Here is a 12,859-nt window from a genome sequence, read left to right as displayed (position 1 = left end):
TTTCTTTCTTGCCTCTTAGCGTAAAACGCTCCCCACACTGCTTGCATCTAATTTTAATTTTAATCCGCATAATAAGCTTAATCCCCGTTTCTGTTAGATTCCCCCGGAGATCCTTCTATTTTCATACAAAAAAAACACACCGGGGCGCGCAGCATGCGCTTCATGTCCACCAGTGTGTCCGTATTTTTATAATTTAACCTCTTCCTCTCGCTTCACAAAACGAAACGGAGACCGATTATTGGCTCGTGTAATTTTCCCAATTGCACCATACCACAATCCCGCCATGAGCGGAGCGATAAACCATAGCCAGTGATTAACCATCGTATTCATAATCACATCGTAGAGTGCATGCCAGAAAAATGGCAAGATCAAGGATAACATTAGATACCAACGCTTTTTCTTACCATCGGTAAACTTAGCCCGCCCCATATAGTATCCCATAATCACTGCAAACATCGCATGACCTGAAACAGGGAGCAGTGCACGGAGAAACATCGCTGAGACTGAGGCATTCCCCGCAAAGGCATACAACACATTCTCAACAGTTGCAAATCCGAGCGATACCGCTACTGAATACAATATCCCGTCATAGGGCTCATCAAATTCGGTGTGATTATAAATGATATGATAAATCACAAACCATTTGATAAATTCTTCAACACCACCAGAGATTACAATGGCTTCAAGATAAGGATTGTCTCCGAGCCAAATCGTCATGCCACGTTGAATGATCATGATAGGTAACACCATCAAGACACCCATTACGAACACTCTCAGCACCATGTGAAGTGGCTCAGAATCATAACGGTCTTTCAGATAAAAGTATGTTAACAAGGCGAGACCCGGAGCTACTGCTGCCGCTAATACCGAGAACAAAAGCACCGAAAATTCCCTCCTCTGACTAAGACGCGATTACAATGATGAACTTAATCTTGACGTTTGAAATGTGTACAGATAACCTCAATGGCTTGTTCAGGAATGATTACTTTCCCGTACTCTTCCATCACTGCCGGTGTAACGGATGATCCCTCCCCAAATTCAGCGAGCAATGCGATCAATGCTGCATGTTTGGTGGAATCAACATCATCGGGCTCCAAGTGCAGGAACCATTTGTTTTTATATGAATACAGTGTTCCGGCGTTAGTGACATGTTGACGCAGCATATGCGCTGCTTCAATGAGCACCTCGAAATCTTTGAAGGCGTAAACGATGGTATCGCTTTGTTCGAGCGTAACTTCCATCTCATATACTTCCTCAGGAAGATCATCCTCGTTGCCTGAGCCATATTGTTGCGGATCATATTTCCCACGGGTAACAATGACAACCATACCTTGAGCGGGAAGTGCGAATACTTCGACAGCAAGTGGACCTGTGGCATCAAACCCTAGTTCGGAATAAGCCTGATCCATCATTTCAGTGAACAGTTCATGAACTTTAGGTATTTCCTGCCACATATCTTCTTTTTGTATTCCGCGCTCGCTCAGATCGTCAAAGGTCAGGAAAATCCGTATCTTATCGTGACTTAATCGTTCTATTTTCATACAGGATCTCCCCTTTATAAGCAAGTCTTATAACAGATTATGAAGCACAAAACAATATGTGCTGAAAATAAATCTATGTAGTTATGTTATCATTTTATACCTGTAAATGCACGAAGTAAAATCGACAAAAAAAAGAATCAATCCACAGCAAATAAAGACTGTGGTTGATTCTAAACAGAAGTTTTGGTTTATAAACCCGGTACAGTTGTGTGTGTCTGACTCAAAATTTGCTCAACTTCGTTTTTCACTTCTGGGTTAGAACGAATAAAATCCTTGAGCATTTTCATATTTTCTTCTTTTTCCTGCGGCGTAATCGGTCTTGCTTCTTTCTTTAATGAGCTCTTATGGTTGTCACTATGCGCATTCGGTTTAACATTAAATCCGTCCATGCCTGGAAATGTCATTTCCATCATTTTATGCTTAGCCTGGTCCATCATGTTACGTGACGAACCAGAAGACAGCATAGGTACTTTGCCTTTGGCAATCCATGAGCTAGCAGCAACGCCAACGACGATACCCCAGAAAAAGGATGAAGCCTTCATTACACCAACCTCCTCTAAATGTTAAAATCATAACTATTGTTTGCTGGATGACAGCATCTCATTCCGCATAAATACAGGAAAGTGAGTTGTTACTGATGTTCAGACTTACCGCGACATGCTTAATCGCCACTTGCTTGCTTCTGACAGCTTGTGGCAACGAAACAGAAACAGTTCTTCAAAAGCCTAATAATACGTCTAGCCCAACCGTTGATACGACCGTCAACTCCAATGAAACCGAAGATACAGATCAAGTTAACAATCCGGATAAGTCTAAACCTTCCGAGCCTCCTTCTTCGCAAACTACACGTGAAGAAACTTCCGATACCATGCAGAATGCTGGAGCAGAATCGAAACAAGAAGAAATTCCAAAAATGTATCATATGAATAAAAATTATTTTATTAAACCCAATGACGATTCTGTTGAGAAAAAGGTGGTCTTGTTGACATTTGACGACGGTCCCAAAGAAGAAGGCATGATTAACCAATTAATCGACACGTTGGAAAAACACGATGCAAAAGCAATTTTCTTCGTTAATGGTTATCGAGTCCAAAACAATCCGGACTTACTCAAGCTCATCCATGAACGAGGTCAAATCATAGGTAATCACGCATGGGATCATGAAGATCTCAAAAAAATGTCCAATGCCGAGGCTGCAAGACAGGTGGAATCCGTACAAGACATCGTTAAAAAAACCATTGGTATAGCGCCTCAATTCTTCCGTCCACCCTTCGGGTCTGGGAATGATGAACTCAAAGTCGTCGTCGATAAAAACGATATGCTCTACATGACTTGGTCTAACGGATCACTTGATTGGGATAAAAGCACGAAGGATCGACCGGATAAAGTGATTCAAAATGTATTGGATCAACTGAACCCTGGGAGCAACATATTAATGCATGAGCTACCATGGACGGTTGAAGCTTTAGATGGGCTACTTATCAAACTTAAAGAGAAAGGTTACTCCTTTGTAGATCCTCGCTCGATTGAACTGAAAGTGCGTTAAATAACAAAAAAACAGCCTAACTAAAGGCTGTTTTTTTGCTTTTTCTTCATTTCAGACTATGCCTACTACCCCGGCCAAGGTAAGAACGTATGCAGAGGCGGTGCTCCTTTTACTCCCCACCACACTAAACTAGCCGTGAGAAGAACGAAAAGAAGGATAAGCGAATTAACAAAACGTTTGCTTAAGCGCAAACGGCGAGAAGGATGAAGCTCCGTACGTGTAGGAAGTGAACCTGCTTCCGATACGCTTTCTTCTTCATTCTGCTTCTGGGATGTTTTGGAGCGTGCTGGGGCACGGCTTGGAAGTACCGGGCTCTCCAGTGATGCTGATAGAGGTTTGCGTTTGGATCTAGGTAAGGAAATAGCGGTAATCGGCGCTGCTCCCCCTTGGTCAACGGCTACGGCCGTTTCAGCAAACATGCTCACTTCTGGCGTCAAAATAGGCTCGGATTTCTCTTTTTGTTCCAAGTTCCGATGACGCTGACTTCCGTATGTTTTCATTCTACTCAATTGCTGGTTCATGATCCCCTCCGAAAACGTATCGCTAATCCGGACACCAAATCAATTATAAAGTGACATAGTATCGGCGCCCACAATGTGCCGGATTGCAAGTATATCCAACCCAATCCATAGCTTGAGACAAACACCCACCCTGTTGGAATCCAATGCCGTAAGTAACGTATGTGGATCACTGCAAATAAAATACTTGTCCAGTAAGGGCCAATTGCATGTTGTATCGCTCCACGAAATAACAATTCTTCGCAAATCGCGACAACCGCCGCAATACATACAATGTGCCAAACAGGTCGATTCTTGAACAACATCTCATTAATGCCGCCATCATCCATGCTTTCCTGAGGAATGACATAAGACAAAATCAGATCCATAACAAGCATAGCCCCTGCAAGACCAATTCCCCACCAAATAAAATGAAGATTGTCAGGCAATGCAAGCACATCAAGCAAATTTCTCTTCTGTAATAAAATCCACACAACGCCAACAATTAAAGTCAAACCTTGTGTAAAGTATAAATTGATCAGAAGTAAGCGCTCGGTGAGCTGTTGGGGTTCAGCCTTCTGAATCTTAAACTTGGGAAACTTCCATTTTTTCATTGACTGTGTCTATCCTCTTGACTTAAATTTGATGGATGAAAAAACCGATCCACTAGGATCGTATACTAAATGATAGCCAAAAAATCAAATTGGTTCAAGACCTGCCCCAAGTCCCGGTTTAAGAAGCCTATAAACTCATATAAGCTCAAAAGCGAATTTTGAAAACTCATTTCACAAAACAATTAGTAAATAAGCTAAATATATGCCGTAGTTGACCACATTCATAAAAAATCATTCGTGTTTTCTATGATAGGCCAACTGTATCTACACTTTCAAACTAAAACATTTATGCCTATTGACACGGTCATGTTAGCCATGATACATTATGAAAAAATTAGTCACGTTAAACACGATGATGGAAAAAAGATGTTGCTGTGTCTTTCAGAGAGCCGATGGTTGGTGAGAATCGGTGGCTGGCAAATGATCTTGAGCGTTCCTGAGTTATTGCATTGAACATTGGAGTAGGTGCAATCGGTTTAGACCCGTTATCCTCTTCGGTCTTCATTGACCGCTAAGACTGTCGTTGCGAAACGGCGGTGAATTAGGGTGGTACCACGACAACTCTCGTCCCTTATTGCGCAAGCAGTATGTGGATTGAGAGTTTTTTGATTATTTTAGGAATATATACGTGGAATTCACCCTATTGTTACACCTTTCTCCTCTGTTACGACACCGCGTTGTTGGAGGGAAGGATTAAATTGGTTTTAAGGAAACCCTCTTCGATGGGGAATAGCCTTAACGATATAGATACACATACCTAAGGAGGAAGAAACCATGTACAAAGTGTTAGTGTCGGATCCGATTAGTGATCTGGGAATTCAGCAATTGGTGGATGCAAATGATGTGGTTGTTGAAAAGAAAACCGGTCTTAGTGAAGATGAACTTGTTGCCATTATTGGCGAATATGATGCCCTACTCGTTCGAAGCCAGACACGTGTTACCGATCGTATTATGACTGCTGGTACCAACCTTAAGGTTATTGGCCGCGCAGGCGTCGGTGTAGATAACATTGATCTGGAAGCTGCTACACAACGCGGTATTATTGTAATTAACGCACCTGACGGTAACACGATTACCACATGTGAGCATACCTTTGCAATGATGATGGCGCTCGCGCGTCATATTCCTCAAGCTTATGCCAAAACAATTCAAGGTACATGGGATCGCAAAACCTTCTTAGGTGTGGAATTACGGAATAAAACATTGGGTGTCCTTGGTATGGGACGAATCGGTAGCGAGGTAGCCAAGCGTGCCAAAGCATTTGGTATGGATATTCTTGCTTTTGATCCATTCCTTACACAAGAGCGTGCAGAGAAGCTTCAAGTTAAGCTAGCTAGCGTTGATGATATCATTCGCAATGCAGACTTTATGACTGTACACACACCGTTAACACCTGAGACTCGTCATATGATCTCGCGCCCTCAATTCGAAGTCATGAAAAAAGGTATGCGCATTGTGAACTGTGCCCGCGGTGGTGTTGTTGACGAAATGGCTCTCGTGGAAGCTATTGATGAAGGCATCGTTGCTGGTGCAGCCTTTGACGTATTCGAGAGCGAGCCGCCAGCAGCGGATCATCCATTCCTGAATCATCCGAGCATTATCGTTACACCACATTTAGGTGCATCTACAGTAGAGGCACAAGAGAATGTTGCGATTGATGTATCGGAACAAGTGCTTCACATTTTACGTAACGAGCCGTTCAAAAATGCGGTGAACATGCCTGCGGTAGCTCCTACGGTTATGAACAAATTGCAGCCTTACTTTAAACTGGGCGAAACATTGGGTAGTTTTGCAGCCCAAATTACTCAAAATGCCGTGCAAGAGATCCGAATTGATTATGCGGGTGATCTGTCAGAGGTCGATACTCAACCACTAACTCGTTATATTGTCAAAGGCATCCTTGCTAGACATCTGGGTGGAGAAGCGAATATCGTTAACTCCATGCATTTGGCCAAAACAAGAGATCTGAACGTTGTAGTTAGCCAAACGTCTACGACAAAAGGATTCACGAACTTGATCACCGTTACTCTGGTGACAACACAGGAAGCTGAAGAACGCCGCGTAGCAGGTACACTGCTTGCAGGTTACGGTGAGCGAATTGTACGTCTGGATAAATTCCCAGTGGATATCGCTCCAGAGAGCCACCAAATCCTCATTTCTCACAATGATAAACCGGGAATTATCGGACGTGTGGGAACCTTGCTGGGTCAAAATGACGTAAACATCGCATCCATGCAGGTAGGACGTAAAATTATCGGTGGAGCAGCTATCATGATTCTTACAGTTGATAAGGAAGTTCCAAAAGATGTCCTTGTTCAACTTACGGCTCTGCCAGAACTAAATACAGCGGTTGAGATCGTTCTGTAATTACGAGATGATATTGATCGTATTAAAAAGAGACGAACCTTCGCAGGTTCGCCTCTTTTTTTACACCCTAATGTTCCAGTACCTGAAATGTTATCCTAAATAACTAACTCAAGCGGATAATATTTAGTGTAGCACCTGGTGGTGATAGAACTGCCGTTGCTACAAGACCGAATAGTTGCAGTTGGATCGTTGATCCAGCAGTAACCGTAATAATAAAATCAGTACCTAATTGACTTAGAGAAAGTAAAGGTGAAATAACACTCGCCGGTACTACCGCTCCGTTTAGCAAAATACGAGTCTGAACTGCCAAGGCTGCTGTAAGATTTACTTTATAACTAATGTAGTAACGCCCTGCCGTAGCTAAAGTAAAGGTATCATTTGTTCCATTGACAGTAATTCCTGTTCCAATATTTTGGTTGGTAGGGAGTGCGACGGTTGTTCCTCCCAAAAGAACAACAATGGTTCCGTTGGTATTCTCCGCATACGATGAGGCTGCTGTGACAGAAGTACCTGTCACGCCGGTAGCTCCTGTAGATCCCGTTACACCCACGCCCGTTGCTCCGGTTACACCTGTTGCTCCCGTGGCTCCCGTTACTCCCACGCCGGTTGCTCCAGTAATACCCGTCGCTCCGGTGGTTCCCGTTACACCCACGCCCGTTGCTCCGGTTACACCTGTCGCTCCTGTGGTTCCCGTTACGCCCACGCCGGTTGCTCCGGTTACACCTGTTGCTCCTGTGGTTCCCGTTACGCCCACGCCGGTTGCTCCTGTTACACCTGTCGCTCCTGTGGTTCCCGTTACGCCCACGCCGGTTGCTCCGGTTACACCTGTTGCTCCGGTGGTTCCCGTTACACCCACGCCCGTTGCTCCGGTTACACCTGTTGCTCCTGTGGTTCCCGTTACGCCCACGCCGGTTGCTCCGGTTACACCTGTTGCTCCTGCAGCGGCTAACAATGTATAATCCGGTGATGCTCCTGGTGTTCCCGTTGGTGAAGCTACATTCGCAATATACGTGCTTCCATTAAATGTAACGACCTGGCCAGCTGGATATGTTGGTGCGACCGCTGGATCAAATACTACAATCCCCGTTAAGCCTGCTCCTGTGGCTCCTGTTACTCCCACGCCGGTGGCACCCGTAATACCTGTTGCTCCCGTGGCTCCTGTTGCTCCTGTCACTCCCACGCCGGTTGCTCCGGTAATACCTGTTACTCCTGCACCTGCAATCAGCGTGTAATCTGGGGATGTTCCCGGGGTACCTGTTGGCGCTGCTACATTTGCAACATACGTACTTCCGTTAAACGTCACGACCTGACCCGCCGGATACGTTGGTGCCACCGCTGGGTCAAATGCCACAATGCCGGTTAAGCCCGCACCGGTCGCTCCTGTTAACCCAGTTGCTCCTGTAACTCCAGCTGTACCTGTTACTCCAGTGACTCCCGCACTCGCCAACAACGTGTAATCAGGAGACGTGTCCGGGGTACCCGTTGGCGCTGCCACATTTGCAATATACGTACTTCCATTGAACGTCACGACCTGACCCGCCGGATACGTTGGTGCCACCGCAGGATCAAATGCCACAATGCCCGTTAAGCCCGCACCGGTCGCTCCTGTTAACCCAGTTGCTCCCGTCGTACCAACCCCTGTTGCTCCCGTAACTCCAGCTACACCTGTTACTCCAGTGGCTCCTGCGCTCGCCAACAACGTGTAATCTGGCGACGTGCCCGGGGTGCCTGTCGGTGAAGCAATATTCGCAACATACGTACTGCCATTAAGCGTCACAACCTGACCTGCCGGATAAGTCGGTGCCACCGCTGGATCAAATGCTACAATGCCCGTTAAGCCTGCACCGGTTGCTCCGGTTAAACCAGTTGCTCCTGTAACTCCAGCTGTACCTGTTACTCCAGTGGCTCCCGCACTCGCCAACAACGTGTAATCAGGAGACGTACCCGGGGCACCCGTTGGCGCTGCCACATTTGCAATATACGTACTTCCATTAAACGTCACGACCTGACCCGCCGGATACGTTGGTGCCACCGCTGGATCAAATGCCACAATGCCGGTTAAGCCCGCACCGGTCGCTCCCGTTAAACCTGTTACACCGGTCACTCCAATTCCAGTTGCTCCTGTAACTCCAGCTACACCTGTTACCCCAGTGGCTCCTGCGCTCGCCAACAACGTGTAATCTGGCGACGTGCCCGGGGTGCCTGTCGGTGAAGCCACATTCGCAACATACGTACTTCCGTTGAACGTCACCACCTGACCCGCTGGATACGTTGGTGCCGCAGCTGGATCAAATGCCACAATGCCGGTTAAGCCCGCACCGGTCGCTCCCGTTGCTCCTGTAACTCCAGCTCCCGTAGATCCTGTTACACCTGTGCCGCCGGTTGCACCTGCAACTGCAATCAATGTGTAATCTGGCGACGTGCCTGGTGTACCCGTTGGTGAAGCCACGTTTGCAACATACGTACTTCCGTTAAACGTCACCACCTGACCGGCTGGATACGTTGGTGCCACCGCTGGATCAAATGCCACAATGCCCGTTAAGCCCGCACCGGTCGCTCCTGTTAACCCAGTTGCTCCCGTCGTACCAACCCCTGTTGCTCCCGTAACTCCAGCTACACCTGTTACTCCAGTGGCTCCTGCGCTCGCCAACAATGTGTAATCTGGAGACGTTCCCGGTGTTCCGGTTGGCGCTGCCACGTTTGTAACATACGTACTTCCGTTAAACGTCACCACCTGACCCGATGGGTATGTTGGTGCCACCGCAGGATCAAATGCTACAATACCCGTTAAGCCCACACCGGTCGCTCCTGTTAAACCTGTTGCACCGGTCACTCCAATTCCAGTTGCTCCTGTAGCTCCAGCTACACCTGTTACCCCAGTGGCTCCTGCACTCGCCAACAACGTATAGTCTGGCGACGTGCCTGGTGTACCCGTTGGTGAAGCCACGTTTGCAACATACGTACTTCCGTTGAACGTCACCACCTGACCTGCCGGATACGTTGGTGCCGCAGCTGGATCAAATGCTACAATGCCGGTTAAGCCCGCACCGGTTGCTCCTGTTAACCCAGTTGCTCCCGTCGTACCAACACCTGTTACTCCAGTGGCTCCTGCGCTCGCCAACAACGTGTATTCTGGAGACGTGCCCGGGGTGCCTGTCGGTGAAGCAACATTCGCAACATACGTACTGCCATTAAGCGTCACAACCTGACCTGCCGGATACGTTGGTGCCACCGCTGGATCAAATGCTACAATACCCGTTAAGCCCACACCGGTCGCTCCTGTTAAACCTGTTGCACCGGTCACTCCAATTCCAGTTGCTCCTGTAACTCCAGCTGTACCTGTTACTCCAGTGACTCCTGCACTCGCTATTAACGTATAGTCTGGCGATGTGCCTGGTGTACCCGTTGGTGAAGCCACGTTTGCAACATACGTACTTCCATTAAACGTCACAACCTGACCTGCCGGATACGTTGGTGCCACCGCTGGATCAAATGCCACAATACCCGTTAAGCCCACACCGGTCGCTCCTGTTAAACCTGTTGCTCCCGTAACTCCAGCTACACCTGTTACTCCAGTGGCTCCTGCGCTCGCCAACAACGTGTAATCTAGCGATGTGCCCGGGGTGCCCGTCGGTGAAGCTACATTTGATATATACGTACTGCCATTAAATGTGACTACCTGACCTGATGGATATGTCGGTGCCACCGCTGGATCAAACGGTACAATACCCGTTAAGCCTGCACCCGTTGCGCCCGTCACTCCAATTCCAGTTGCACCGGTTACTCCAGCCACACCTGTTACCCCAGTGGCTCCCACACTCGCCAACAACGTATAGTCTGGTGACGTGCCCGGGGTACCTGTCGGTGAAGCAACATTCGCAATATACGTACTACCGTTAAACGTAACGACTTGACCGGCTGGATACGTTGGTGCCACCGCTGGATCAAACGGTACACTGCCCGTTAAGCCTGCACCGGTCGCTCCTGTTGCACCCGTCACGCCAGCCCCGGTCGCTCCTGTTGCTCCAGTGCCACCAGTGGCTCCTGCACCTGCGATCAACGTGTAATCTGGCGACGTGCTCGGAGTACCCGTTGGCGCTGCCACATTTGCAATATACGTACTACCGTTAAACGTAACGACCTGACCGGAAGGATACGTTGGTGCCACCGCTGGATCAAACGGTACACTGCCCGTCAAGCCTGCGCCAGTCGCTCCTGTTAAACCAGTTGCACCCGTTACTCCAGCTCCAGTAGACCCCGTTGCCCCTGTGCCACCTGTCACTCCTGAACTTGCCAACAATGTGTAATCTGGTGACGTACCCGGGGCGCCCGTTGGTGAAGCAACATTCGCAACATAGGTACTTCCATTAAACGTAACTACCTGGCCCGCAGGATACGTTGGTGCCACCGCTGGATCAAATGCGACAATGCCCGTCAAGCCCACACCGGTTGCTCCCGTACCACCTGTTGCTCCTGTCGCACCAGAGCCTGTGGCACCAGTCGCCCCTGTGCCACCTGTCACTCCTGAACTTGCCAACAATGTGTAATCCGGCGATGTGCCTGGGGTACCGGTTGGCGAAGCTACGTTCGTAACGTACGTACTGCCGTTAAACGTAACGATCTGACCCACTGGATACGTCGGTGCTACTGCCGGGTCAAATGGCAAAATCCCACTTAATCCTACACCGGTTGCCCCCCTACCGCCTGTTGCTCCTGTCGCACCAGAACCTGTGGCGCCAGTCACCCCTGTACCACCTGTTACTCCTGCACTTGCTAACAACGTATAATCCGGCGATGTGCCTGGGGTACCGGTTGGCGAAGTTACGTTCGTAACGTACGTACTTCCATTAAACGTTAGAACTTGACCGGAAGGATACGTCGGTGCCAATGCTGGATCAAATGCTACAATTCCACTTAAACCTACACCTGTAGTTCCTGTCACACCCGTTACCCCTGTTGCTCCTGTAGGGCCAGCACCAGCCAATAACGTATAATCTGGTGACGTGTCCGGTGTTCCTGTAGGCGAAGCTACATTCGTAATATACGTACTACCGTTATATGTCACAACCTGACCAGCCGGATATGTTGGTGCCACCGCTGGATCAAAGGCAAGTGCACCACCAAGCCCTATACCCGTCGCTCCGGTTGCACCTGTTGTTCCTGCACCAGAAAGTAAAGTGTAATCTGAAGATGTGCCTGGTGTCCCCAATGGGCCGGCTACACTTGATATATAAGTACTTCCATTAAACGTGACCACTTGACCTGCCGCATACGAAGGAGCAGATGCTGGATCAAAGGGAACCGAACCAGACAGCCCAACACCAGTCGCACCGGTAGCTCCTGTTGTTCCAGCCAAAAGCAACAAGCTAAAATCTGGAGAACTGCCTGGAATTCCAATTGGCCCATTTACATCAACAACATAAACACTCCCATTGAAACTAACAACCTGACCTTGAGCATACGATGGCGCAAGAGCCGGATCAAATCCTGTGATGTTGTTCAAACCAGTACCCGGAGCGCCTGCCGGTCCCTGTGGTCCTTGAATCCCTTGTGGTCCCTGCGGGCCAATCGGGCCGGCTGGCCCAGCTACTCCCGCAAGACCATTTGTACCCGGAGGCCCTGGAGGTCCCACTGGTCCAGGTACGCCTGGAACGCCCGGAACACCGGGTACACCTGGTGCTCCAGGTGGCCCAGGTGGGCCAGTAATTCCTGATGAGCCAAATGTTGTCGTTGCTCTACTAAGTGACACAGATATGGAACGAATTAATCCTACCAGATTATCTTTTTCTGCCGGAGCAATTTCAAGTAGCAAAGTTACACTTAATAAGTCATCTAACAGATTTTGTAGATTACCTGCCAAATTAATCAAAGCTACCGGAACAACTTCCGAACCTGCAATACTTAACTCTAACACCGCTTGAAGTTCCGCCTTTACTCCAGCACGAAATCCTGAATCATTAACAAAGGCAAGTAAGTTCTTCAATCCAGTTTGTAATGTACTTATATTGGATGCCGTAGGTTGACTAATAGCCGCTGGAATACTAATAGCAAGGGTTCGCAAGATCGCTTCAAACTGTTCCCTTTCACTTTCAGTTATTGGAATAAACGGAGAACCTGCTCTAAACGATCTACCTTCCAAAAATGCCTTAATATTTACTCTTTTGCGCCGATCGGACATGCGTAATTCAATCCTCCTTTAATGACCTTATTCCTCAAGCATATGAGCATGTGGAGGAAAAATTATCTTGGACACATCTTTTCACTGAAATTATTGACATCGTTGTTCCACGTTGA

8 protein-coding genes and 1 other annotated feature are annotated in these 12,859 nt (G+C 48.0%); of the genes, 2 read left to right on the top strand and 6 right to left on the bottom strand.

What is annotated here, in order from left to right; genetic code table 11:
• Positions 1 to 186: 186 nt before the first annotated feature.
• From prsW to J2T19_RS02385, 3 genes are all read right to left on the bottom strand, one after another.
• A complete protein-coding gene (prsW, locus tag J2T19_RS02395) occupies positions 187 to 882 on the bottom strand; it encodes a glutamic-type intramembrane protease PrsW (protein WP_145047493.1) in 696 nt (231 codons plus the stop codon).
• A gap of 44 nt (positions 883 to 926) precedes the next feature.
• A complete protein-coding gene (locus tag J2T19_RS02390; protein ID WP_056696670.1) occupies positions 927 to 1,541 on the bottom strand; it encodes a genetic competence negative regulator in 615 nt (204 codons plus the stop codon).
• Between the two features lie 188 nt (positions 1,542 to 1,729).
• Entirely contained in the window at positions 1,730 to 2,083 is a 354-nt protein-coding gene (locus tag J2T19_RS02385) for a hypothetical protein (protein ID WP_307212749.1), read from the bottom strand.
• A gap of 95 nt (positions 2,084 to 2,178) precedes the next feature.
• Here J2T19_RS02385 and J2T19_RS02380 point away from each other — a divergent pair, with 95 nt between their 5' ends.
• Positions 2,179 to 3,087: a polysaccharide deacetylase family protein gene (locus J2T19_RS02380; protein ID WP_307212746.1), complete on the top strand. Its 909-nt coding sequence runs from the start codon at positions 2,179 to 2,181 to the stop codon at positions 3,085 to 3,087.
• A gap of 65 nt (positions 3,088 to 3,152) precedes the next feature.
• Here the strand turns inward: J2T19_RS02380 and J2T19_RS02375 are convergent, their stop codons facing one another.
• Together J2T19_RS02375 and J2T19_RS02370 are read right to left on the bottom strand one after the other, a co-directional pair.
• Positions 3,153 to 3,608, bottom strand: a complete 456-nt coding sequence (locus J2T19_RS02375) for a hypothetical protein (protein WP_307212742.1) — start codon at positions 3,606 to 3,608, stop codon at positions 3,153 to 3,155.
• Positions 3,605 to 4,198 carry a type II CAAX endopeptidase family protein gene (locus J2T19_RS02370; RefSeq protein WP_307212740.1) on the bottom strand — a complete coding sequence of 198 codons (594 nt, stop codon included), beginning with the start codon at positions 4,196 to 4,198 and terminating at the stop codon, positions 3,605 to 3,607. Before J2T19_RS02370 ends, J2T19_RS02375 begins: the two co-directional genes overlap by 4 nt.
• A 343-nt stretch (positions 4,199 to 4,541) precedes the next feature.
• Positions 4,542 to 4,773 (top strand) — a binding site (T-box leader).
• 199 nt (positions 4,774 to 4,972) lie between these two features.
• Here J2T19_RS02370 and serA point away from each other — a divergent pair.
• Positions 4,973 to 6,565 (top strand): phosphoglycerate dehydrogenase, encoded by a 1,593-nt coding sequence (gene serA, locus J2T19_RS02365; protein WP_307212735.1) that lies wholly within the window; start codon positions 4,973 to 4,975, stop codon positions 6,563 to 6,565.
• Between the two features lie 103 nt (positions 6,566 to 6,668).
• Here serA and J2T19_RS02360 read toward each other — a convergent pair whose 3' ends face one another.
• Positions 6,669 to 12,743, bottom strand: a complete 6,075-nt coding sequence (locus tag J2T19_RS02360; RefSeq protein ID WP_307212732.1) for a BclA C-terminal domain-containing protein — start codon at positions 12,741 to 12,743, stop codon at positions 6,669 to 6,671.
• Positions 12,744 to 12,859 lie beyond the last annotated feature (116 nt).

The sequence above is a fragment of the Paenibacillus tundrae genome (genome assembly GCF_030812775.1).
GTDB lineage: Bacteria > Bacillota > Bacilli > Paenibacillales > Paenibacillaceae > Paenibacillus > Paenibacillus tundrae_A.
Note: the sequence above shows the minus strand (reverse complement) of the source record. Positions and strands in the feature narration are given on the sequence as shown.

Bases quoted from the DNA above. Each gene is read 5' to 3' on its own strand.
- J2T19_RS02390 (WP_056696670.1), bottom strand. From the start codon at position 1,541: ATGAAAATAGAACGATTAAGTCACGATAAGATACGGATTTTCCTGACC.
- J2T19_RS02385 (WP_307212749.1), bottom strand. From the start codon at position 2,083: ATGAAGGCTTCATCCTTTTTCTGGGGTATCGTCGTTGGCGTTGCTGCT.
- J2T19_RS02380 (WP_307212746.1), top strand. From the start codon at position 2,179: ATGTTCAGACTTACCGCGACATGCTTAATCGCCACTTGCTTGCTTCTG.
- J2T19_RS02375 (WP_307212742.1), bottom strand. From the start codon at position 3,608: ATGAACCAGCAATTGAGTAGAATGAAAACATACGGAAGTCAGCGTCAT.
- J2T19_RS02370 (WP_307212740.1), bottom strand. From the start codon at position 4,198: ATGAAAAAATGGAAGTTTCCCAAGTTTAAGATTCAGAAGGCTGAACCC.
- serA (WP_307212735.1), top strand. From the start codon at position 4,973: ATGTACAAAGTGTTAGTGTCGGATCCGATTAGTGATCTGGGAATTCAG.
- J2T19_RS02360 (WP_307212732.1), bottom strand. From the start codon at position 12,743: ATGTCCGATCGGCGCAAAAGAGTAAATATTAAGGCATTTTTGGAAGGT.